Below are 21,833 nucleotides of genomic sequence, written 5' to 3' on the forward strand. Positions count from 1 at the left end.
GTATGAGCTTCTCAAACCAGATGATAAAATGACCCATTATTCCTAACTTGCATGAATCATTATTCTATATTTTATATTTTTAACTATTGTTAATTATATATTAGTACGTAGTAAAAGAGCTTCATGAATAACCAAGGCTCTTGCATATTTTATAAGAGAGATAATACTTTAAAAAAAGGAATTACTAAAAACAATTTTATGGCGAACCCACCTGAGACAGGGCCCGAGGTTAGTGAAAAGAGGGCAGTCCAAAGCGATAAACAGTTGAGAAGAGCTCTGAGCCAATGGGACATATCGTTCTTGGTTATAGGTGCAATGATTGGTAGTGGTTGGTTATTTGGTTCCCTTGGTGCAGCGGCTAAGGCGGGCCCTGCTGCTGTATTGTCCTGGATAATCGCTGGCATCCTAATGATCTTCATAGCACTCGCATACGCAGAGATCGGCGGCATGTTACCAAAGAGTGGCGGTATCGTTAGGTACCCACAGTACACGCATGGCGGCTTCGCCTCATACATACTGGGCTGGGCATACTTCCTAAGCGCTGTATCTGTCGCGCCTTCCGAGGCCATAGCCGCAGTGCAATACATGTCTAGTTACTTACCGCAATTAATGTCTAATGGATTACTGACGCCACTTGGCACATTAGTCGCAGCAGTCCTGGTAGTGTTCTTCTTCCTCCTTAATTGGTATGGTGTTCATGTTATGGGTAAGACGAATACGGGTGTTGGTTGGTGGAAGCTACTAATACCATCACTAACATTCATCCTGCTAATGGTCCTCGCAATGCACACGGTCAACTTCTCAGGACTGCCAGGTGGCTTCGTACCTTACGGTTGGTCCGCGGTATTCCTGGCAATACCAACTCAGGGTATAGCCTACGCTTACCTGGGCTTTAGGCAGGGAATTGATTACAGTGGTGAGGCTAGGAGGGCTACTGACGTGGTTTGGGGTACAATACTTGGTTATGCAATTGTTATGTTCATCTACGTGATGCTTCAGGTCGCGTTCGTGGGAGCGGTTAATTGGAGTGCCATTAAGGTTAGTCCAGGTAATTGGCAGGCATTATCCACCTCAGTAATAAGTAGTGGGCCATTCTATGAGATAATGGCTAAAAGTGGTATTGCGATACTTGCGGTCTTTGCCGTGATATTACTCATAGATGCAATAGTCTCACCATCAGGTACGGGTTGGATCTACATAGGCACCACGGCTAGGACGATATATGGCATGGCCGCTGATGGTCACTTACCACAAGCGTTCCTTAAGCTTAATAGGTTCAGGGTACCTCTATGGCCGACAATAGCGGCTCTGGTGCTTGGCCTACTATTTCTATTGCCATTCCCAACATGGTATTCCATATCAACATTTATAACAACTACGACAGTATTTACATACATAATTGGCGGGCCATCATTAATGACGCTAAGGAGGACAGCGCCAAATGCTAATAGGCCGATTAAGTTGCCCGCGGCCTCGGTAATTGGTGCGATAGCCACAATAGCTGCTTACTTAATAGTCTACTGGTCTACCTTCTACTCCCTATGGTTTGCAGTGGCCCTAATATTCGCTGGTTTGCCACTATTTTATATGTACACCATGGTTAATAGGTATGGTGCAAGTAGGACTGCGGGCATAATCTCCGGAATAGTATACTGGGCAATACTTATTGTCGCTACGTACTTCTTGATATACTTACCGATAATAGCCCCAACTGGTTGGCCTGTCAATGACAATCTGATTAAACTCAAGCCAATATATATCATTGATTTTATTAGTTACGTGGTGATCATGGCGGCTACAACGGTTGGATTCACGCTGTTTGTCGCATCAACGGCTAGGGATCGCGATACTGCGATGAAGCATGTGAGGGCTGGTTGGTGGATTGTTGCTACGATATTCTCAGCATATGTGCTATCATTCTTAGGTTACTTCAATTATGTTTTTCAGACGTCAATAATACCGTTCCCATGGGACACCATAATTGCTGCCCTGGTAGCCCTTGGGCTTTACCTATATGGTTCCTATAGCGGCATTCTCACTGAGGACTTGGTTGTTGCGTTGAGGGAGCTTGGTGGTGTTTAAGCGTTCAATTTCTTAAAAACTCCCTTCAAAATAAGTCAATTTTTTTGACTTAAAAACAAATAAATTTAATACATATTTGTCCTATCCGTGCTTGGTAAATACCCAGTATTCCCACCCACGGACTCCGAATTTGAGGATCCGCCAAAGTTGGATAAGTATGACGTTGTTGTGATAGGTGGTGGTGGGGGTGGTTATCACGGAGCCTTTGAGTTGAGTAAGGGTGGTCTTAGGGTTTTGATGGTTGATGATAAGGGTAATCTGGGCGGTAACTGCTTTATGAGGGCTGTATACCGTCTAAGGCTGTCTATATGACGATTTACCTAATGGAGAAGATGAGGGGCATACTTAATAGTGTTGGTAATAAGGACATAAACGCGGTTAGGGTTCTTTGGGAGAATGCCATTGACCATAAGGACAACATACAATACATTAGGTATCTACAGCACATTAGGGAGGTTAAGGAGCATGAGAATGTGGACTTTGTTAAGGGGATTGCCGAGGTTATTGATGAGCATAGGGTTAGGGTTAGGGCCGTTGATGGTTCCTGGACTAAGGATATCGAGGCAGGCAGTTATTAATTGCCACAGGCTCGGTGCCCATCAAAATACCCGTACCGGGCGCGGACTTAACCATTGGTAGTCAGGAATTGTTTGGTTATAGGACTGGTTATAGGAAGATGCCGAGTGATGTCGTAATAATTGGTGGTGGGTACATAGGTGTTGAGGTTGCGTCCGTTCTCGGTTCCATAGGGATTAAGGCAACCATTGTGGAGATGCTGCCCAGGATACTGGCGGGTTGGGATAGTAGCATTGTTTCTAAGATTGAGGAGAAACTCAGGTCTAAGGGTGTTGAGATACTCACGAACTCGAAGGTAGTAGGCATTAAGGTTGAGGGCGGTCAGAAGGTTGTTGAGTTCGAGAGACCAGATGGTAGTAAGGGCTATGTGACTGGTTCTGAGGTCATAATGGCCGTTGGTAGGAAGCCATACGTTGAGGGCCTTGACAGGCTCGGCATTGTTGAGAAGGGTCACGTTGAGGTTGACTCATCAATGAAGACAAAGGCGCCAAACATATACGCGGCTGGTGATGTCCTGGGCAAGTACATGCTATACCATGCGGCGGTTAAGGAGTCAGTGGTGGCTGCGTGGAACATGCTCCACGGTAAGCCAATTTATGAGGTTAATTTCAACTCGATACCAATGACAATATTCACAGAGCCTGAGGCGGCAATGGTTGGGTTAAGCGAGGATGCGGCCAAGGCTAGGGGTATTAATTACGTGACCGTCTCTTACCCACTCGAGGATGATGCGTATGCGCAGATAATGGGTGTTAGGGAGGGGTGGGTTAAGCTGATTATTGAGAGGGAGAGCCAGAGGATCATTGGTGGTGTTGTCTATGGTGAGGCGGCTTCGATGATCATTAACGAGATAGCGCTTGCAGTTGCCGTGAATGCAAGGGTTAAGGACATAGCCTTACTGGCTCATCAGCACCCAACGATATTTGAGTCCATTGATAGGGCTGCTATTAGGTTCTCCCTATGATTATATATTCATAACTATTTATAATTATTTAAAAGAACAATTATATATTCATTTAAATTAAAAGCCAATTAAGGGAAATTAAATCCGCGGGAAGGAGGCTAAGTCAATATGAGCAGGAGAATTTGGAAATGCTATAGGTGCGGTGAGGAGATCGTTGAGGGCATGAAGTTCACGTTTACAAGGATGGGTCCAATTCATTGGGAGTGCTTTAGGGCTGAGGTGCGTGATAAGTTTAGTGGTAATGTCCCTGAGGATGTCAATGTAGTGCTTGACCTACTTGATTATTACGCTGATGGTATTGTCAAGATTAAGGAGCTTGAGACGAGGGCTTCATCGGATGGTTTGAGGCAGGAGCTTATGGTTAGGAGGAAGGTCATTGAGGGTGAGATGGCTAAGTTGATGGGTGAGTTAAATAGGATGCTTTATGGTAATGCCTAATCATATCTTAGTATTTATGAGGAACGTTTAAATTCTAGTATTTAACGTATTATGTCGTGAGTGAGAGCTACTTTGAGAGGATTAGGAATGTTTATAATAAATTGAATAGCCTATTCTTTAAGTATGAGAATGAGGTCCTTGGCGCATTAATGGCTACACTATCGAGGGAGAATTACCTACTGGTTGGCCCGCCGGGCACGGCGAAGACGACCCTAGTCTATGCACTATCCAAGCTACTGAATGCCAAGTGGTTTTATAGGCAGTTGACAAAGTTCACGGATCTTGAGGAGATCCTGGGTCCAATAAACATTGCCAAGCTACTTGATGGTAAGGTGGAGAGGATCTACGCGAACTCAATAGTTGAGAGTGAGTTTGCGCTGCTTGATGAGATTTTCAACGCCTCAAGCGCAATACTGAATACCCTACTCTCAATACTCAATGAGAGGGTTGTCTATGATGGTGAGAAGGTTGTGCCAGTGAAGACCTGGACCGTGTTCGGCGCGAGTAATAGGATCCCTGACGAGGAGGAGTTGCAAGCTCTCTACGATAGGTTCCCGCTCAGAGTCTTCACGGAGTGGGTTAGCCCTGACGATACTGAGCCCTGATAATCAAGGTTGGGAGTTGAGGATGGACCTGGAGAGGATGGAGCCCCTGGCAACCATGGATGACGTGCAAGCCGTTAATAAGATAATTACTCAATACGTGTATGACCACATAAAGGACATATCGAAGGTCATAAGCCCATTAATAGCCAACTACGTGGAGCATATACCAATTAGTAATAGGACTAGGGTTAAGGTTCCCATGTACGTGGCACGTACTTAATGCTCCATGGGATAAATATTGGCCGTGTTGAGTTAACGCCATCGCTGTTGAGTTGGTACGATAAAGGTGTTGAGGTACCTGGTTAGTAATAAGGATCAGTTAAGCGAGTATAATTCATTTGCGACCGTGCACATGCCCGAGGACCTGCTAAGGTTAAGTGAGTTGCTCAGTGAGGCTAAGGCGTTAATAAATAATGAGGTTTATGATGAGGCTAGGCAGAGGATTAGGGATGCCAGGGAATTACTGGGTCAAATAAGGAGTAGGTGGGATGCGGTAATGACTAAGTTGTACGCGGATGAGATAAGTGAATTAGAGGATTTACTAAAGAGATTAGAGGATGCGTTAAGTAAGTGAGGGTAAGCGTTAATGCCCTAACCCTGCCTACGCAACCGCAATATTTCACGTATAATCGACGCCACGGCATTCATGAGATTAGGTGGTGCGCCGTACAGTCTCATATCCGTTAGTACGTCGCTTAACAGCTCATTCAATCCCTCAATAACGACGCCAGAACCCTCCAACTCCCTCAACTCCTGACTCAACACCTTAAGGTATATGTATGAGACTACGAAAAACCTAGTCCTAAAGTCATCAGCATTACCTGGTGGGCAATTAAACGTGTTGATGGGTTCCTCCCTACAAACCTCGTTAATATCAACGCCGAGCCCCCTCAGGTAATTAATCAATAACTGCGGCTCCCTGACCATTACCCAAAAGGACTCCCTAACATTAACCACAGGAATCACCCAAGGGGCTTCTCATGCATCAGCCTTATGGCGTCCATCACAGTGAATGCCCGACCCCTCCAATTAATTGACTTGGTAAGCATTGTCTTAATTATTACAAGCCAGGAAAAGTATACGTTAAGTATCGAAGCCAGTGCCAGCAGCATTGAGTACCTCCCTGTTATGTTCATGCTGTAAAACCCATCAAGACCCCTTATACTGCTTATCCTCACGTAATCCTTAACAACGCCGAGAATAAACGGTAAAAGCCCAGGTATAATAAACCAAGCATTAGTAAGCGAAAGGGCTACGGCAATTGGAGGAGTCACCACGTACAGTGTGTATGAAGCCGCATAGAGCAGGAAACCCCTAAACCCATAAACCCTGACATACCACAACTGCCTAACAGCCCAGTTAAAGGCATCCCTGACACCCACATCCTCAAGCGTCAGAACCAGGGACTCTGGAACGAACTCAATGCCGAGACCCTCCCTATGCACGAAGTGGGTTATCACGTAATCATCACTTAGGTAATACGGTAAGTAATCACGGACTCCCCATTTATCTAGCACCCATTTCCAAACAGCCGTAGAACCACCCCAGGTAAACCTAGCCACTGGATTCTGCATCGCCGTTATACCAATCATATTAAAGCTAGCCCTCAATAACGAACCAAGACCAAGCCTCCTAAGCGGAACGTAGAACCTATACGTCGTGGCAGCACCCGAGCCATTAATTAGGGAAGATACCAAATTCCTAAGCCAATGCCTATGAACGAGGGCATCACTATCAACAAAAACAACCACATCACTATTCACGTGCTTAAGGGCATGGGCCAACGCCTCGCCCTTACTATGCCCACCCCTATTAATCAGTATTGAGGCATCGACATTAAGTCCCCTAATTGCGTCCTTAATAATGCCGTATGCGGGGTCTCTCTCATCATCGAGTACGAAGATGTAATCCCTACGGCCTGGATAGTCCTGATTAAGAACGCTGATTATGTTATTCCTAATATTTTGATCCAAACCCCTGACAGGCATTATCACAGTGACGTGGGGATAACGGGCATTACCATTAATCGACCTATTAATCCTCTTTCTACTCCTCCAATACTTAACCTCAAAATAGAGGGAGAGCAGTGATGATAGTGCTGACGCAATAACAATCATCGCGCCAATAATAACCAGGGCTAATAATACCATCACCTAAGGATTACGGTAATGATTTTTAAGCTATTACAACTGAAAGTCTCGCCCTTTAGGGTGGGGAGGAGGTCAGCGTTACCGCCTAATTAATACCTTCAGGACAGCCGCGAAATCCTCCTCGGAAAGCCCCATCTTCTCAGCCATCCTATAGAACTGGAGGGCCAGGGACGCTATTGGTATTGGGACACCGCGCATGGAAGCCTCCCTATTAACTATGTCCAGGTCCTTGCGCATGTGCTTCAGTGCGAATTGAACTGAGTAATCACCACTGAGCATCTTCGGCACCTTCAACTCAGACGTGGGTGACCTAGCACTCGATAACTTAGTCAGTACATCGAGGATTACGGAATCACTGAGACCAAAGGCCCTACCTAACTGCACAACCTCGGCGAGGGCTACAACGTAAGAGCCAAGCAACGCGTTGTTTATGAGCTTCGCGTAAAGCCCATAACCATTGGGACCAACGTGGATTATTGTCTTAGCCGTATGCTGAAGGATGTCCCTAGCCCTATTGAAGGCATCCTCAGAACCGCCAACAAGCACCACCAATTCCTTACGCTCAACAGCCACTGATGTACCAATCACTGGCGCATCAACCATGTCACCACCCCTAGACCTAACCATGCTCGCCAACTCGATAGAGACGCTCGGCGATATAGTCGACATATCAATAACCAACGAACCAGGTCTCAAACCACTTAATACGCTATCACCACCCGCAATGACGCTCCTAACAGCCTCATCATCACTAAGCATGGTAATCACCACATCAGAAGCCCTCGCCAACTCACCCGGCGTCCTAAAGGCCTCGACACCATAATCCCTACTAAACTTTAAGGCCTTATCAAACGTCCTATTATAAACACCAACCAACAAACCAGCATCCCTAAGATTCCTAGCAATTCTCCAACCCATAACACCAAGCCCAGCCAGTCCAACCCTAACGCCCGCCATACAGCCAAGGCGTTATCTCTCGGCTTTAAATACCAATCGGCTTTAACTAAGGTTTTAATCAATGCCTTATGCCCTTTCCTATTTGAAGAGTTTCGGACCTTAATGGGTAATATTTTACGAGCTCCCACCCTTCTCGCCAGATGATAAGTCTAACTTTACTTTCCTAATATTTACTTTCGAAACTTCTTCCTAACACAATCCTGACCTCATCCTTACTACTGGCAATCATAGCGTCCTCGGTATATATGACTTAAGTCATTAATAAGATAAATTTATAGTTTTTAACTAAGGTTTTACTTACTTATTCACGAATTGCCCAGCGGTGGGAGACAATCCGATGAACGTTGGTGCCCAGCCCCGTGGGCGAGTGAACAATGATACCCTAAGGATGATTAGGATCGCCGGGATGCGGGGAACGGGGCAATACGAGGAAGAGGTACAGCATATAAGTAGGTGAAGGTCTATGCACCACATCAGTGATGAACAAAAAAACTTAAATTCTTCACGAAGCTAATCATTCCTGGGCCCGTAGTCTAGCCTGGTTAGGATGTCCGCCTTACGAGCGGGAGGTCCCGGGTTCAAATCCCGGCGGGCCCACCAGACATCATTATAAAGAACAATAATTACGGTAGGAAATGTATGCCTTTACAGAAATGCCGTTTAAGGAGTTGTTGTTTAAAAATGAGGTTTCATGACTAAGTATGTGGAATCTTTATTTAATGGGTCATTACTCATAGAATTTGCTAATGGGACTAAGTGCATGTCTGAAGTCCTCGAAGGCTCCTTCAAGCTGTGTAACTCCGAACTTTCTCTTAATGTATTGAGGTATGACTATGGAAGCGTAATTGAATTATCCGTAAAATCCAGTGGGACTAACTTAAGCAGGTACCCAGTCTCAATAGGCCTTAGTATTAATGGGCAAATCCAAGGCCTATTAGCCCTAACCCTCTTAAACCCTGCAGCTCAATTCATGGATAAAGCATTCAATTACTATAACTATACAGCCCAGGGTAAGGCACCGAGGTCTGAACCACCGCCTGAAAGACCCAGTTACCCAGGTAATGTTAATTACATTGGTAGGTGGGAGCATGACCAAGTTAGTCCCTGGGCATACCCAATGTTTCCAAGGAACCTTAATGAAATACCACCTTACACGGTTTTTCTATTAATTAAGCAGAATAATTCGTATAGGGCTTATCTAGCGTTATCCTCAGGCCAATTAACGGGCTTCATAGGGCCTGGACCTAGGCTAACGACATTCACCGGCAAACCGAGCCAAGGCGTAAGGGGTTGGCCCTTAGTGATAGGTATTGGCGGGGATCCGTATGAGGCTGTTGAGAATGCCGTTAAGTTAGCCTCAATAGTTGCTCCCGTTAAGCATAGGAGAGTTAAGGCTAAGCCTGTGTTCATGGATGGATTAGGTTGGTGTAGTTGGAATGCCCTGTCAACAGAGGACTTAAGCCATGAGAATGTGGTGAGGATTGTTAGGGGTCTTAGGGATAGGGGAGTACCCATTAGGTGGGTTTTAATTGATGATGGGTGGCAGGAATTAAGAAATGGACTCCTTAGTGATATTAAGCCGAACTCCTTTAAATTTCCCAGGGGCTTTAAAGCCCTTGTAGATGAATTGAAGGTTCTTGGTATTGATCATGTTGGGTTATGGTTTACAATAAATATGTACTGGAGAGGCGTTGCTAAGGATTTCCTGAACTCACTTGGCGTAGAGGGTTATAAGGTAGGTGAGGGTTATGTTCCGTGCCCAGCCTTGATGGTGCATTTAGGCTTTATGATGCTTGGTTTAAGGTGCTTAGGAGGGATGGTTTTAGCTTTGTGAAGGTTGATAATCAATGGATTGTCCATAGACTTTACTGGGACTCCGTAAACGATGCCGAGACGTCTAGATTCATTGAATTGGCTCTTCAATTGGCCGCGGCATCAAATGGTTTAGATATATTAAATTGCATGGATATGGCCCCTGGAAATTACAGTAATTACGCCCTGAGTAATGCCATGAGGATTTCCCAGGACTACATCCCGATGTGGCGTGCAGACGCTAAATTACACACATTATGGAGCGCCTACAATAGTATACTCTACAGCCATTTCGCATACCCCGACTATGACATGTGGATGAGTTATGACCCATACGCCAGGTTGATATCCGTAACAAGGGTATTCAGCGGAGGGCCTGTCTACATTACTGATCGTGAGCCAGAAAGGACTAACACTGAGTTGATTAGGTGGATTACGCTTAGTAATGGTGAGGCTATTAGGGTTGATGAACCTGCACTACCCACGAGAGACGTCTTGTTTAGGGATCCGTATAATGAGGCTGTTCTTCTTAAGCTTGCATCAACGGTTAATGGGTATCCGGTGATCGCCTTTATGAACATTAATAAAGATGGCTTAAGGATTAGTGAGGAGTTTAGGCTTAGTGACATGCCGATGAGGTTAAGTGGTCAATACGCATATTATAAGGTTGTTAGTGGTGAATGGGGTATTGTTGAGGCTAATGGTTCAATTAGGGTTGAATTGAATGAGCTTGAGGTGGAGGTGGTGGTATTGGCGCCGTTAATTAATGGTAGCAAGGCATGATAGGCATGGCTGAGAAGGTATTACCACCATACCCATTGGAGTTCATTAGGATGGATAGTAGGATTATAGTAAGGGCTAGGGATGGAGGCACGTTGTTGTACGTTAAGGACACTACATTGGGTAAAGCTAATGTTAAAGCTGGTGATATTCTTGAAGTTTGATGAACGTATTGCATGGTCAGGTAATATTAATATGCGTAATTAATGATGGAAATGACGAACCTTAACCGTATTGCGAGCTTAATCATGTGCATGGCAATAATTGAGACAACCCACTGTGGACATGTTTCATATTTTAAGGGGTTACGTATTTCAGGAATGCCAACAATATTAACGATGCTGTCTGGTAAATGCCTATGCCCTATAATGTTCAAGTTAATGAATTGGTGGGCCCGCGGGATTTGAACCCGGGACCTCCCGGTTATCAGCCATACGCGGGGCTTCCTGCCCCAGGGCGCTCCAACCTGGCTGAGCTACGGGCCTCGTAGTAATGCCTTATCCGTGTTTTTAAATTTTGCCTTGATGCCGGGTTGACGGGTTATTAATGTGCCCATGTGCTTGCGCATGAATTTTCGCGCAGTTGTGCCTAGGCCATGCCTTATGATGATTTGTTAAACAGGCCCTATTGTGAATAACCTTTATTACCCATTAGCCTATTGTCATTATTAAGGTATGGGTAGCAGCAACGTTGGTGTTGGTAGGCTTATTGTTAGGATATTACTTGAGTGGATTTTACTTGCCATAATCGGTGTCTTAATTTACGTCTTATACATAAACATCGTCTTCTATATAATACCGGTCAATTGGAAGAGTGTTCTCATGGCTTATGATAGTGCTGTTAGGTCTGTAATAATAGTTACAATCGGTGCAATCCTCGTCTGGGATACTGGGAGGAGGATTAGTGATTACATTAGTAAGTATGATAGGGTTAGGGGTACGGTACTCAAGTTCGTACTTGACACAATACTTATCGTGGCAATACTAATTGCGTTGGCCGTAACCTTCGAGAAGTTCGGCCTATCGGTTGCTGCCTTCTCGGGCACTGCGGTCGGTATTATTGTGGGTCTTGCGGCTCAGCAGACGCTATCCAATGTTATTGCGGGTATCGTCATAATAATGACTGGTAGGTATAAGCCTGGTGATAGGGTTACAATTGTTAATTGGAGGTATGGCATAATAAGGGCCATGTACCACACGAGGGGTTACCAAATGGCTTCACTGGGGTTATTAGGAATATAACGCTCATGTTTACTGAGGTCGTTGGTGACAATGGCTGGGTTTATACAGTACCTAATTACGTGATGCTTGATGCATTAATAATACACAGAGATGTCGCACCATTCAAGCGTGTCAGGGCTAGGATAGACCTACCGTCAAGCATCGATCCCTGGGTCTTCGAGGAGAGGATTAAGGATGCCCTAAAGGACGGTAGGATTAAGAGCGTCAGGGTTAAGGTTGGTGAGACTTGGCAGAGTACAAGCCTTTATCAGGCAGTGATTGAGGTTTTAGCCGATGGTAAGGCGGATGGTGAGGAGATAAAGGACTTAGTTCTTAGGGAGGCGGTGAGGATTAGGAATGAATTAAGCAAACAGCAGTAGTTTTTAAATGGAATAAAATTGAGTAATATACAGCTTACAGTAGGTACTCAAATTCCTCAAGCCCTAGCTTCTTCAGGGTATCCCTGGTGGGCTTTCCGTCAACCCAACCCCTCAGCTTGTAGTACACCTTTATGCCCTCATCAAACATCTTGGACGCCGTGTGCCCCTTGGCAGGTCCATCGGGTATTGGCTCCCTCATCCTAGGCGGCAACTCATCCTTAACCCACTTACCCTCTCTAACCCAGTGTAGTCTCTCTACATTGAAGATCCTCTCACCAATCGTTAGCACATCCTCAGGTGTTAAGTCCCAGCCGAAGGCCGCGTTGTATAGGTCTGCGAAGTCCTTCTCCGTATCTATGTTGGGCATTAGGTTCTCGAACTTGCAGAATATCGTTGAGTCAACAACGGCAAATAGGTCCTGATTCCACTTAACTATCCTGGCCTGCTTCTCAATGCACTCCTGGGTCTCGCAGAATGGATCAACCTTCTCAGGAACACCAAATACCTCCCAAGTCGGTGTATAGGCCTCCAGGTGGTCACCGCCCCTATTAGCCGTGTAGTAGGCTATTGCGAAGCCCTTAAGCGCCCTTGCGTCGTAGGCAGGTAGTCCCTGTCCTCTCGATCCGACGAATAACTGAGGCATTCCATACTTAACGGCAAGCCTATAATCACCCTCGGCTAAGTCATCGCCAATGCCATCCCTGTAGGCAATCTTATATACTAAGTACTCAAGGGAGCCCGCATCTCCCCAGTCAATGTCCAGGCTTAACTTGCCGTTCTTGGCTAGTTCAATTGCCATTGACAGTGTATTGCCTAAGCTTATTGTATCTAGGCCTAATTCATTGGCTAATTTCTGGAGCTTAAGGTTAGCCTCTGGGTCTGTTAAGCCGACGTTTGGTCCAAGGGCCCAGGTATTCTCATACTCCTGCTTAACGTACTTCTCAGTGACCGAGAACTTAAACGGGCCTGACTTAACGATTGGCATCTGTGTGCAGCCTATTGGGCAGTTGTAGCATCCGTGGGTCTCCGTTGGGTAGTGATCCTTGATGTACTCCTCACTGACTGGTGTTACATCCTTAAGCTTTCCAGTACCTCCGAAGTTGTAGTGCGGTAGTGCGCCTATTGACTGTGTTATATTCATTAATACGTTTGTGCCGTACCTATGGAGGACCTTCGTCGTATCGTGCGTGGCGATTCTCTTTACGATGTCGGTGTTCACCTTCATGAACTTAGCCCTATCAACGAGCTCCTTACTCAGGTCCCTCGTACCCCAAACAAGTATTCCCTTAAGCAACTTACTACCCATGACAGCGCCAACGCCACCTCTGCCAGCGAACCTCTCGTAATCGCTCATCCTAATTCCAGCGAACTTAACTAGGTTCTCGCCGGCAGGTCCGATCACAGCAACGCCGGCCTTAGTCTCGTCGGGTGGGAATCCGTTCTCCTCAAGTATGATCTTTGTGGACGCACCCGTCCATTTACCCCAGATGTGCTTTGCCGGCTTTAGCTTTGGTTCACTATCCTTAATGACCAGGTAAACTGGTTCATCGGCCTTACCCTCAATTATCAAACCGTCATAACCTGACTTCCTAAGCCAATACGAGAAGTTGCCTCCGGCGTTTGAATGCGTATATACTCCGGTTAGCGGTGACCTGGTAGTTACGTTAACCCTGCTTGAAGATATTGTGGCAATACCGCTCAATGGTCCTGAAAAGATGTATAACTTATTACTTGGGTCGAGTGGGTCGATACCCCTTGGTATCTCCTTAAGTGCCAGGTACGCTGCTAATCCCCTGCCGCCAAGGAATTTCTTTAGAAGGTCCTCCTTAATGATCTCCTCAGTGAAGTGCTCTCTCGATAGGTCAACCCTCAGTATTCTAAAAACGGTCATGAATTTTTTAACCAAGCAGTACTATTTAAGTGCGTTGTTATCGATAATTCAATAATAGTCAGTTAAATATATTCATGTAAATTAATTCTGTTTTAATAAGCAAAATTGATTATACTTTGAGGATAAGTATTTAAAAATGGTAGGTCATCTATGAAGGCTGAGGGTGATGGTGAAATTTCCGTATTGGGTTATTGAGGGTGCTTTGGCTGGTTCGTCAATGCCCCTTGATGAGGATACTGTGGCCATGTGGCATAGGATGGGTATTAGGTCCGTGGTGATACTTGTCGAGGAGTGGGAGTTCTCCATGGAGGGTTGGGACTTCCATGAGTACATAAATACGTTGAGGAAGTTCGGCATGGATTACTTACATGTGCCAATTAGGGATGGCTATGCACCACCTGAGGATGTGCTTTACAACATTGTTACCTGGATTGACAGGAGTATAATGAGTGGTAAGCCAGTCCTTGTTCATTGCCACGCTGGTCTTGGCCGTTCACCAACCGTGATAGCGGCATACCTAATGTATAGGAGGGGACTCAGCGCTGATGATGCCATCGAGGTTGTTAGTAGGTATAATGATGAGGTATCAATAACAAATGAGCAATACCTAACCCTTGTAGCATTTGAGCATTACCTACGAAACGTTAAGGGCGTTAGTACTCCCTAGTCCTTATTAATGAGCCTAATATCACGAGCAGCGCCCCAGCAATCATGACTATTGAGCCGTATACTGCTAGCATCATTGGACTACTTGGCGCAGTCTCTAGGAGTAGTATTACGAGGATTGTGGTCAACGGGCCTATTGACGCATTTATGTTCCACCCAAAGGCCACCGCACTCCACCTGACCTCCGTTGGGAATATTGACGTGAAGTAAAGCGTCTGAGGCGCGGCGGCTAGGCCGAAGAGTATTCCCATTAGTAGGCTTGTGTATATGGATAATGGGTTTAGCGTGAAGGCTAGGTAAACAATGAATGGGCTTAGCAATATTAAGAGTATTGAAGGTGCAATGAAGGACCCCCTAAGACCCAACGCCCTTATTAAGAATCCACTAAGTAATTCACCAACCACGGCCCCTATACCACCGTACATACCAAGCACCAGGGCCCAGGTATACGCCTTATCAGCGGATAATCGTAGCTTTGGTGCGATTAATTTTGGCATTATATAATACCAATAGCCCGAACCACCATAGTAGTAAATAGTCAATCCTAGGTTAATCAGTATTAATGCTATGAATGGCACCCAGTAGCGAGATAGAACAATGCCCAATGGCACCTTGACGGTACCCCTAGACCTAACCTGCTCAATCCATTCTAGGGACTCTGAGCCCCAAAGCCTGATGACCAACGCTATTAGAGCCGGTATGGCGCCAGTTATGAATAGGATCCTCCAGCCATACAGGGAAAAGGCCTGGTGCATCGCTTTCTTTGCGATCAGTGTTACGAATGATGTTAGGAAAACAGCCCAGGAAAGCCCCGAGTACATGACACCGTTTATGTATGGCCTAACATTCCTGGGCGTTAACTCGAGGGCCCAAGTGGCGCCACCACCAGCCTCACCGCCAAGTCCAATGCCTTGTAAAATCCTCATTAGGTATAGAAGGATTGGCGCCAGGATACCGGCGGTATAGTACGTGGGTAATAAGCCTATCGCTAGTGTCGCTAATCCCACCAGTGCTGCATCGGCTATTGTTGCCAACCTCCTTCCGCGAACATCGCCAACCCACCCAAATATTACTGCGCCAATAGGCCTGACGAAGTAGGTTGATGCGAAGGCGCCCCAGGTCTCTATTGCGCTTAGTATGGCGGTCTTTGATGGGAAGAAGTAGGTCTCCAATATTGATGCTAATGATGCGAAGAGTATAATGTCGTAGTACTCAAGGCCCCAGACAAGCATTGTGCTGATGGCGGCGAGTAGCTTTGCCTAAGTGTTAGTTGCTTGGGTGCGTATCTGAACACGTAATTGATTCCTGACGCTAATTAATATACTTTTCCCTGGACTCATGTGGTAGATTGATTTAAATTGGGCGTATTAATTAATAGGGTGTGGTGATTAATTGAGTATTAAGAGTCTTGTTGATGCGTATGATCAATTGGATCCATTTGACCTTAGGGTACTTAGGGTTATTGAGATTGGGCATAGGAAGTTTGAGTATGTTCCGCTTGAGATTATCGCTGATTGGGGTAAGAAGCCTGAGGAATTGATTGAGAAATCCCTTAAGAAGCTCAATGCCCTTGGCATGGTGATTAGGTACAGGGGTAACTACACCGGTTATAGGCTAACATTCATGGGCTACGACGCACTGGCACTACATACATTAGCCAAGAGGGGCATAATCGAGAAGGTGAGCCCAACACCAATTGGCGTTGGTAAGGAGTCCGACGTATACGCCGGTGATGCCCTCGGTGATGGCAAGGTCGTGCTAAAGTTCCATAGGCTTGGGAGAACGAGCTTTAGGCAGATCAGGAGGTTTAGGGCTTGGATTGGGGATAGGAGGCACATAACCTGGCTCTATGAGTCGAGGCTCTCAGCCCACGCTGAGTATAAGGCCCTAGTCCTTGCATACAACGCCGGCATTAACGTGCCAAGACCAATAACCGTCAATAGGCACACCGTGGTCATGGCATACATAAACGGCGCCCAACTATCCGAGGTGGGTGATGTTGATGACCCAGAGGAATTGTTCTGGGACATTATTGAGGGCGTTAAGAAGTTGTTCACCGACGTGGGTATTGTTCACGGAGACCTGAGTGAATTCAATATAATGATTGACTTGGAAAGCGGTGAGCCATACATCATTGACTGGCCCCAGTGGGTCCCGAGGAATGCCCCTGGCGCCCTGGACATACTTCGTAGGGATGTCACTAACGTGGTTAGGTATTTCATGAAGAGGTTTGGGCTTGATTTTGATGCTAATGAGGTCTATAATTACGTGGTCGGTAATGTGGAGGTCAAGGAGGAGAGCCTTGAGGAGGCCCTTGAGGAGTTGCTTGGTAGTGAGGGATTGAGCGAGCTCATGGGCTCAGAGAAGGAGGAGGAGTTTGAGGACGTGTAAGGGGCTGTGTAAGCAAATTTAATAAGGGAAGGTTAGTAATGATACTAGCCCAAGGTAATGCTCATTGAGGAGCTAAGCTCCGGGCCAATAATTGGGATTGACATTAACGGTAGGAGGTTTTCATACGCCATATTAAGTAATGGCGAAATAATCGAGAAAGGGATTATCGATCCACAGGATTTGGTGAAGCTCGTTAAGAAGGTTAGGCCTAAAGCCATAGCCATTGACAATATTGGCGAGCTAATGGAGTTAAGCCCCTCAATCATTAAGAGACTAGGTAGCTACCATTCAATGTCTACCTAGTCCAGGTCACGAAGGTTAAACCTGACGTTGACGAGACCATGGAAAGCCTCGTTAATAAGTACTTTGGGCTTAACATAGCTAAGCTAGACCCTGACGCAACCGCGGAGTACCTGGCTAGGCTGTGCGCATGGGTGTTGTCCATAATCAGGGTTTATGAGCCCGAGACAAAGATTGTGGTTAAGGCCGCCATATCAACGACACCAGGTGGTATGAGTAGAAATAGGTTTGAGAGGAATATTGCCCACAGGATTAGGTACCTGGCCAAGGAGATCAAGGAGAAGCTCGAAGGCGGTGGCCTTGATTATGACATGTTCATAACGCCGGAGAGTGAGGGCCTTAGGTCCGTGGTGTTCATCGTGTATGCCGATAGGAGTATTGTCAGGTCCGTAATTAAGCCGCGTAAGAGTATGGATGTTAAGGTGATTGTGGAATCCGTGCCCACGGACTCCATAAAGTTCGTTGGGTTAACAGAGCAGGAGAGTACCGAGAGCATGAGTGCTGTTAAGGATAGGAAGTTGATTGTTGGTATTGACCCGGGCATAGTCACGGGGGTAGCCGTTCTTGATCTAAATGGTAACGTGTTAACGCTACAAAGTGGTAAGAACTTGAGTAGGAGACATGTGCTTAGGATCGTCTATCAATACGGCACACCAGTTCTTGTAGCTGTAGATACGGCAAAGCCCTCGGATTACGCCAGGAAGTTAGCCGCAATGGTTGGTGCGGCGATTTACTACCCAGATAGGGACCTAAGCATTGCGGAGAAGAGTGAAATCGCCATCAAGATTTCCCGTGAGCAGGGAATCACGGTTAAGGACCCGCACATGAGGGATGCCCTGGCCGCGGCATATAAGGCGTTTACTCAGTTGAAGCCTAAGCTTGATAGGGTTGAGGAGGAGGTTAGGAGGGCCTATGCCAGGGCCATTGATGATGCTAAGGCGTTGGTGATTAAGGGCTTGTCGATAAAGCAGGCAGTTGACGAGGCTAGTAGGAGGATCGAGGTTCAGCCTCAGCAGGAGGTTAGGTTGGTTAGTAATGAGAAGTGTGAATGCGAGTGTGATAAGATGCGTGAGGAGTATGAAAATACCATAAGGACTTTAAATGCCGAGATCGAGAGACTGAGTAGACTATACAACGAAACTAAGGAGAGACTTGAGGAGTTGGTTAATAATTATGACATTGAGGCTAGGAAGGACCAACTCGTTAGGTCTTTATACGCGAGGATAGACATGCTTGAGGGCGATATTGAGAAGTACAAACTTAAGATTAAGGATCTTGAGAATAGCATGAGGGATTTAATGAAGGATTTCCTCGAGTACCTTAGGGGTAATAAGTACGTATTGATAAGGTACATCGACGGGCTTGACCTCAACGCAGTGGTTCAGATACACAATTCCATCCTTGTAATGAGTATTGGCGAATTAATGAATATTGGCATTGATAAGTTAATCAGCGTTGGCATAAACTCCGTAATACTCATTGACGTCAGTGAGAAAAGCATGTTAAGACCAATATGGAAGAGGGGCTTGAGGGTCATACCAATCAGCATGGTTTATAATGGCCCATTAAACGACATCATGTTCATGGATAGGTCCGTAATAAATAACGCCATTGAAGCCCTCGGTAAGGAATTCCTTAGCGCCCTCGACGAGGACCAGTTGAAGAGAATGATTAATGAGTATAGGCGTTTGAGGAGTGGAATGTTAGAATAGAGATACCTTACTCTTAACAACGAGTTCTGTCAATGATGTTATGTTATCGAGCTCCTCATTAACTATGCCGTCAATCTCATTCCTAACCTCACCACTTAATGCAATGCCAGGCTCTGGGAGAACCTCTACATTCGCAACTAACGGCTCATTTATCGGCTTACCAATCTGGCTCAACAGGTAAACATAGACCTCCCTCAACCCCTTAACCTCACCATAAATCCTCTCGGCAATCCTGTTGGCGAGCACGTTATAGAGCTTACCAATGTGGCTCACTGGGTTCTTACCAGCCGTAGCCTCCATGGTCATGGGCCTCATGGGTGTTATTAATCCATTAGCCCTATTACCACGCCCTGTGGCTCCATCATCACCATGCTCCGCCGACGTACCTGTGACGGTTAGATAGAATATGCCGTGCTCAGGCTTGTCTGCTGCATTCACGGTAACATCAACCGTTAGGTTTGGCGTAATCTTAGCGGCTAGGTCGAGGACCTTATTCTTAATCTCCTCCTTAATATTTAAGTAATGATCCTTGTCCTTAACGAGTGATGATATTATTGCCGAGGCTATGGTTAACTTAACATCCTTACCAATCCTAAGGCCCATCACCTTAACATCCTCACCAACCTCAGGCAGTTTAGCCTTAAACTCCCTGGAATTAAGTAGCCGCTCAGTTTCAAGTACAAGCCTCTCCGTATCTGTTAATGGCGCGAACCCCACGCCAATAGATGTGTCATTGGCTAATGGAACCTTCGTCGCCTTAACACCAAGTTCATAAACACCAACCAGGTCCGTAGAACCCATGCCAACCCTATAATCAATGACCACGTGTTTATCCGGGTCAAGGAACCTAAAGTTGTTCTTAATCCAGTCCTTAATTGCAGTTATTATTATTGTGCCTATGGGTACTTTCTCAGTGCCAGTGGTTGTCTTAACCTCGGTTGTCACCCTACCGGCTACGAGTATGTATATTGGTTGAATAACATCACCACCACCAAACCGCGGACTTGCTTGACCACCAACAACTAGCACCTTATCCACGTTGTGGTGCAGTATCATGCCATACTTCTCGAGGTAATAATTAGATAAGGCCCTACTAACGGCCTCGGCCGATGCATCAGCAATGTAGTCTGGGTGTCCAAGGCCCTTCCTCTCGACAAGCTCAACATTTAACTCAGAAACGGGCTTCCTATCTATTGTGTTTATCGTGATTGTCCTGGCCATGCCCATCACCCCACGGTCTCCTCAGACGTTATGTAAAGTATCTGCGTACCCCTAATGACTAGCCTACCGTATTTAACAACCACATTCTCGCCCTTCTGATCGAGTTCCTCACCCTCATCAATTATTAGGTTCATGCAGTCGTCGTAATTCACAAGGACACCCCTCAATACCTTATTATTCTTAAGCCTTATTGTTACATGCTTACCAACCAGTTTCTGTAGCATCTTCATTGGTTGCTGGGGCCTTTCCATTAGTGGCGTGTCGTGAGAGCCTATATTTAAATCTTAACACCATCTGAGAGTATTAAAAGTAACATTACCAGGATTATATATAGTATATACCTTGCGTTACTCACTTTCAATCTTAGAGTACTCAAGAACCCTATCAATAAGCTCTATATGGGCCAACAATGTTCTCCTGCAGCAATAACGCGTGACGCCAAGGTCATCAAGCACCTTCTCAGGGTTCTCGCCATTGAGCACCCTTTGCTTAAATGGTTCCCATAGGTGACCAAGTGGGCGCCCGCAGGTCCAGCATCTGATGGGTACAATCATTGAGGTGCGTGGTTATTAACCCCTTTAAATTGCTTTCGTATCTAGATCCAGGGTCGATGACCATAATTGCGGTTAATAATGATGGCTACCTGGAGGTATTCACGCAAGTTCGCTGGCTAACTAAACAAGCCCTCACAATCCCATGTCAAGCCATAAACTCCCTCATGAAGCATGAACACCTTATACCACCATAACTCCTACATATTATCCACGGTCAAATTTGAAGTATTCGTCATTAACTTTGTCATTAATATATGGACATAGGGTTTGATAGTTTTGGAATTTGCCAATGCACTTTCAGTTATGACTAAGCATTTTTTTCACTTCTCATTGAATATTTGCGCAACTTATTAAAACCCCCTGAAATCCTTAGTAATTAATTTATATGAACCCAAGGCTAACACTACCAATAATCGCCGCGGTAATAATCGCCGTAGCCGTCTCGATACTCTCCATCACCTCACATAGCCTAACGGTTAAGCACCTCTCTCCGTCTCCTGTTTCTGTGCCTGTGTTTGTTAATTATGGTGCCCTTGGTTGTTGGGGTCATAATGTTAATGTTGTCATTCCCGGTAACTCAATGGTTGTTCTTCGTTATCACGTTCACGGTGATGTTACCATTAATTTTGTCGGCATTTACATGGCGTTTCCAGCGAGTATTGTTAATAAGACTTTGACTGTGTTTTCGAAACTACCAAATCAGAATGATGCGTTGATAATGGGTGTTTACGTGAACGGCAGGTTGATTGCTAGCACTAATTATCCAGGGCCGATCCTCAGCTTGAAGACTGTGGTTGAGCACACCAATGGAGTCATTACTGCGGATTATACCGATGATGACGTCTCCTTCCCACCAATTAACTTAACGGGTGGTGATGTGATAATCGTTGTTATTTACTCGGCTGTGCCTTATGCCTTACCCTCATGCCCAATTGCCAGCGAGAGTGAGGAGGTTGGGTTGATGGTTAGGGGTCGCCTAATTGGGTTGATTGGTATTGTTAACGGCACGCCTACGGCTGAGCAACTCTACGAGGAGGGCAGGTACATAACCGAGGAGCCGGTGGTCTATATAATCAACGTCACAAACCCAATGAACCAACTACCACAAGAACTAACACCAAGTCTCCTAACCAA

23 protein-coding genes, 2 tRNA genes and 1 pseudogene are annotated in these 21,833 nt (G+C 45.8%); 17 read left to right on the forward strand and 9 right to left on the reverse strand.

Annotated elements, in window-relative coordinates:
- Positions 1-198: 198 nt before the first annotated feature.
- The 6 genes and pseudogenes from JCM14467_RS05780 (at position 199) to JCM14467_RS20415 (ending at position 5,239) form a co-directional block, all read left to right on the forward strand.
- Complete coding sequence (locus tag JCM14467_RS05780) at positions 199-2,082, forward strand: APC family permease (protein WP_054849460.1); 1,884 nt, start codon at positions 199-201, stop codon at positions 2,080-2,082.
- An 87-nt stretch (positions 2,083-2,169) separates the two neighbouring features.
- Positions 2,170-2,394 (forward strand): FAD-dependent oxidoreductase, encoded by a 225-nt coding sequence (locus JCM14467_RS16335; RefSeq protein WP_252900848.1) that lies wholly within the window; start codon positions 2,170-2,172, stop codon positions 2,392-2,394.
- Positions 2,391-2,660: a hypothetical protein gene (locus JCM14467_RS16340; RefSeq protein ID WP_252900849.1), complete on the forward strand. Its 270-nt coding sequence runs from the start codon at positions 2,391-2,393 to the stop codon at positions 2,658-2,660. The genes JCM14467_RS16335 and JCM14467_RS16340 overlap by 4 nt, the downstream gene beginning before the upstream one ends.
- A 14-nt stretch (positions 2,661-2,674) precedes the next feature.
- On the forward strand, positions 2,675-3,622 hold the full coding sequence (locus tag JCM14467_RS05785; RefSeq protein ID WP_252900850.1) for an FAD-dependent oxidoreductase: 948 nt from the start codon (positions 2,675-2,677) through the stop codon (positions 3,620-3,622).
- 108 nt (positions 3,623-3,730) lie between these two features.
- Positions 3,731-4,060: a DUF2175 domain-containing protein gene (locus JCM14467_RS05790; RefSeq protein WP_054849461.1), complete on the forward strand. Its 330-nt coding sequence runs from the start codon at positions 3,731-3,733 to the stop codon at positions 4,058-4,060.
- A gap of 56 nt (positions 4,061-4,116) precedes the next feature.
- Positions 4,117-5,239, forward strand: a pseudogene (locus JCM14467_RS20415) (AAA family ATPase).
- Positions 5,240-5,256: 17 nt separating this feature from the next.
- Here JCM14467_RS20415 and JCM14467_RS05800 read toward each other — a convergent pair.
- The 3 genes from JCM14467_RS05800 to JCM14467_RS05810 all read right to left on the reverse strand — a co-directional run bounded on the left by JCM14467_RS05800 (position 5,257) and on the right by JCM14467_RS05810 (position 7,772).
- A complete protein-coding gene (locus JCM14467_RS05800) occupies positions 5,257-5,622 on the reverse strand; it encodes a hypothetical protein (RefSeq protein WP_252900854.1) in 366 nt (121 codons plus the stop codon).
- 5 nt (positions 5,623-5,627) lie between these two features.
- Complete coding sequence (locus JCM14467_RS05805) at positions 5,628-6,815, reverse strand: glycosyltransferase (protein WP_054849463.1); 1,188 nt, start codon at positions 6,813-6,815, stop codon at positions 5,628-5,630.
- Positions 6,816-6,893: 78 nt separating this feature from the next.
- Positions 6,894-7,772, reverse strand: a complete 879-nt coding sequence (locus JCM14467_RS05810) for an NAD(P)-dependent oxidoreductase (RefSeq protein WP_054849464.1) — start codon at positions 7,770-7,772, stop codon at positions 6,894-6,896.
- Positions 7,773-8,294: 522 nt separating this feature from the next.
- Between JCM14467_RS05810 and JCM14467_RS05815 the strand changes: the two genes are divergently transcribed.
- From JCM14467_RS05815 to JCM14467_RS16370, 4 genes are all read left to right on the forward strand, one after another.
- Positions 8,295-8,372 (forward strand) — tRNA-Val (locus JCM14467_RS05815).
- Between the two features lie 160 nt (positions 8,373-8,532).
- The gene (locus JCM14467_RS16360) at positions 8,533-9,606 is read left to right on the forward strand and encodes a Sip1-related alpha-galactosidase (RefSeq protein ID WP_252900855.1); all 1,074 of its coding nucleotides are present in this window, start codon (positions 8,533-8,535) and stop codon (positions 9,604-9,606) included.
- Positions 9,528-10,367 (forward strand): Sip1-related alpha-galactosidase, encoded by an 840-nt coding sequence (locus tag JCM14467_RS16365; protein ID WP_252900856.1) that lies wholly within the window; start codon positions 9,528-9,530, stop codon positions 10,365-10,367. The genes JCM14467_RS16360 and JCM14467_RS16365 overlap by 79 nt, the downstream gene beginning before the upstream one ends.
- A 5-nt stretch (positions 10,368-10,372) precedes the next feature.
- A complete protein-coding gene (locus JCM14467_RS16370) occupies positions 10,373-10,528 on the forward strand; it encodes a hypothetical protein (RefSeq protein WP_252900857.1) in 156 nt (51 codons plus the stop codon).
- A 222-nt stretch (positions 10,529-10,750) separates the two neighbouring features.
- Here JCM14467_RS16370 and JCM14467_RS16375 read toward each other — a convergent pair.
- Positions 10,751-10,849 (reverse strand) — tRNA-Ile (locus JCM14467_RS16375).
- Positions 10,850-11,038: 189 nt separating this feature from the next.
- On the opposite strand from JCM14467_RS16375, the gene JCM14467_RS16380 reads away from it, so the two are divergent.
- Both JCM14467_RS16380 and JCM14467_RS16385 read left to right on the forward strand, forming a co-directional pair.
- Entirely contained in the window at positions 11,039-11,605 is a 567-nt protein-coding gene (locus JCM14467_RS16380) for a mechanosensitive ion channel domain-containing protein (protein ID WP_252900858.1), read from the forward strand.
- A gap of 5 nt (positions 11,606-11,610) precedes the next feature.
- The gene (locus tag JCM14467_RS16385; protein ID WP_252900859.1) at positions 11,611-11,964 is read left to right on the forward strand and encodes a hypothetical protein; all 354 of its coding nucleotides are present in this window, start codon (positions 11,611-11,613) and stop codon (positions 11,962-11,964) included.
- 34 nt (positions 11,965-11,998) lie between these two features.
- Here the strand turns inward: JCM14467_RS16385 and JCM14467_RS05830 are convergent, their stop codons facing one another.
- Positions 11,999-13,855: an aldehyde ferredoxin oxidoreductase family protein gene (locus tag JCM14467_RS05830; protein ID WP_054849465.1), complete on the reverse strand. Its 1,857-nt coding sequence runs from the start codon at positions 13,853-13,855 to the stop codon at positions 11,999-12,001.
- Between the two features lie 166 nt (positions 13,856-14,021).
- On the opposite strand from JCM14467_RS05830, the gene JCM14467_RS05835 reads away from it, so the two are divergent.
- Entirely contained in the window at positions 14,022-14,522 is a 501-nt protein-coding gene (locus JCM14467_RS05835; protein WP_054849478.1) for a protein-tyrosine phosphatase family protein, read from the forward strand.
- On the opposite strand, the gene JCM14467_RS05840 is transcribed toward JCM14467_RS05835, so the two are convergent.
- Positions 14,509-15,753 (reverse strand): MFS transporter, encoded by a 1,245-nt coding sequence (locus JCM14467_RS05840; protein ID WP_252900860.1) that lies wholly within the window; start codon positions 15,751-15,753, stop codon positions 14,509-14,511. The two genes, JCM14467_RS05835 and JCM14467_RS05840, sit on opposite strands and share 14 nt — an antisense overlap.
- A 160-nt stretch (positions 15,754-15,913) precedes the next feature.
- Here JCM14467_RS05840 and JCM14467_RS05845 point away from each other — a divergent pair, with 160 nt between their 5' ends.
- The 3 genes from JCM14467_RS05845 to JCM14467_RS05850 are packed head-to-tail and all read left to right on the forward strand — an operon-like array spanning position 15,914 to position 18,924.
- Positions 15,914-16,912 (forward strand): serine/threonine-protein kinase RIO2, encoded by a 999-nt coding sequence (locus tag JCM14467_RS05845; RefSeq protein WP_054849466.1) that lies wholly within the window; start codon positions 15,914-15,916, stop codon positions 16,910-16,912.
- A 57-nt stretch (positions 16,913-16,969) separates the two neighbouring features.
- Positions 16,970-17,215 (forward strand): hypothetical protein, encoded by a 246-nt coding sequence (locus JCM14467_RS16390; RefSeq protein ID WP_252900861.1) that lies wholly within the window; start codon positions 16,970-16,972, stop codon positions 17,213-17,215.
- Positions 17,216-17,253: 38 nt separating this feature from the next.
- Entirely contained in the window at positions 17,254-18,924 is a 1,671-nt protein-coding gene (locus JCM14467_RS05850) for a DUF460 domain-containing protein (protein ID WP_252900862.1), read from the forward strand.
- On the opposite strand, the gene JCM14467_RS05855 is transcribed toward JCM14467_RS05850, so the two are convergent.
- From JCM14467_RS05855 to JCM14467_RS05865, 3 genes are all read right to left on the reverse strand, one after another.
- Positions 18,916-20,151: a methionine adenosyltransferase gene (locus JCM14467_RS05855; protein ID WP_054849467.1), complete on the reverse strand. Its 1,236-nt coding sequence runs from the start codon at positions 20,149-20,151 to the stop codon at positions 18,916-18,918. The two genes, JCM14467_RS05850 and JCM14467_RS05855, sit on opposite strands and share 9 nt — an antisense overlap.
- Entirely contained in the window at positions 20,151-20,396 is a 246-nt protein-coding gene (locus JCM14467_RS05860) for an LSM domain-containing protein (RefSeq protein ID WP_054849468.1), read from the reverse strand. The genes JCM14467_RS05855 and JCM14467_RS05860 overlap by 1 nt, the downstream gene beginning before the upstream one ends.
- Positions 20,397-20,492: 96 nt before the next feature.
- A complete protein-coding gene (locus JCM14467_RS05865) occupies positions 20,493-20,699 on the reverse strand; it encodes a DNA-directed RNA polymerase subunit N (RefSeq protein WP_054841978.1) in 207 nt (68 codons plus the stop codon).
- A gap of 385 nt (positions 20,700-21,084) precedes the next feature.
- Between JCM14467_RS05865 and JCM14467_RS05870 the strand changes: the two genes are divergently transcribed.
- Positions 21,085-21,833 (forward strand): hypothetical protein (locus JCM14467_RS05870; RefSeq protein ID WP_252900863.1); only part of this gene is annotated, 749 nt, incomplete at its 3' end.

The sequence above is a fragment of the Vulcanisaeta sp. JCM 14467 genome (assembly GCF_001316245.1).
Taxonomy (GTDB): domain Archaea; phylum Thermoproteota; class Thermoprotei; order Thermoproteales; family Thermocladiaceae; genus Vulcanisaeta.

What these genes read in the sequence shown, in the direction of transcription:
- JCM14467_RS05810 (WP_054849464.1), bottom strand. Translation starts at nt 7,772, where the DNA reads ATGGCGGGCGTTAGGGTTGGACTGGCTGGGCTTGGTGTTATGGGTTGG.
- JCM14467_RS16360 (WP_252900855.1), top strand. Translation starts at nt 8,533, where the DNA reads ATGTCTGAAGTCCTCGAAGGCTCCTTCAAGCTGTGTAACTCCGAACTT.
- JCM14467_RS16370 (WP_252900857.1), top strand. Translation starts at nt 10,373, where the DNA reads ATGGCTGAGAAGGTATTACCACCATACCCATTGGAGTTCATTAGGATG.
- JCM14467_RS16380 (WP_252900858.1), top strand. Translation starts at nt 11,039, where the DNA reads ATGGGTAGCAGCAACGTTGGTGTTGGTAGGCTTATTGTTAGGATATTA.
- JCM14467_RS05855 (WP_054849467.1), bottom strand. Translation starts at nt 20,151, where the DNA reads ATGGGCATGGCCAGGACAATCACGATAAACACAATAGATAGGAAGCCC.
- JCM14467_RS05865 (WP_054841978.1), bottom strand. Translation starts at nt 20,699, where the DNA reads ATGATTGTACCCATCAGATGCTGGACCTGCGGGCGCCCACTTGGTCAC.
- JCM14467_RS16390 (WP_252900861.1), top strand. Translation starts at nt 16,970, where the DNA reads ATGCTCATTGAGGAGCTAAGCTCCGGGCCAATAATTGGGATTGACATT.
- JCM14467_RS05860 (WP_054849468.1), bottom strand. Translation starts at nt 20,396, where the DNA reads ATGGAAAGGCCCCAGCAACCAATGAAGATGCTACAGAAACTGGTTGGT.
- JCM14467_RS05790 (WP_054849461.1), top strand. Translation starts at nt 3,731, where the DNA reads ATGAGCAGGAGAATTTGGAAATGCTATAGGTGCGGTGAGGAGATCGTT.
- JCM14467_RS05830 (WP_054849465.1), bottom strand. Translation starts at nt 13,855, where the DNA reads ATGACCGTTTTTAGAATACTGAGGGTTGACCTATCGAGAGAGCACTTC.
- JCM14467_RS05835 (WP_054849478.1), top strand. Translation starts at nt 14,022, where the DNA reads ATGGTGAAATTTCCGTATTGGGTTATTGAGGGTGCTTTGGCTGGTTCG.
- JCM14467_RS05850 (WP_252900862.1), top strand. Translation starts at nt 17,254, where the DNA reads ATGGAAAGCCTCGTTAATAAGTACTTTGGGCTTAACATAGCTAAGCTA.
- JCM14467_RS05840 (WP_252900860.1), bottom strand. Translation starts at nt 15,753, where the DNA reads ATGCTTGTCTGGGGCCTTGAGTACTACGACATTATACTCTTCGCATCA.
- JCM14467_RS05780 (WP_054849460.1), top strand. Translation starts at nt 199, where the DNA reads ATGGCGAACCCACCTGAGACAGGGCCCGAGGTTAGTGAAAAGAGGGCA.
- JCM14467_RS16340 (WP_252900849.1), top strand. Translation starts at nt 2,391, where the DNA reads ATGACGATTTACCTAATGGAGAAGATGAGGGGCATACTTAATAGTGTT.
- JCM14467_RS05805 (WP_054849463.1), bottom strand. Translation starts at nt 6,815, where the DNA reads ATGGTATTATTAGCCCTGGTTATTATTGGCGCGATGATTGTTATTGCG.
- JCM14467_RS16385 (WP_252900859.1), top strand. Translation starts at nt 11,611, where the DNA reads ATGTTTACTGAGGTCGTTGGTGACAATGGCTGGGTTTATACAGTACCT.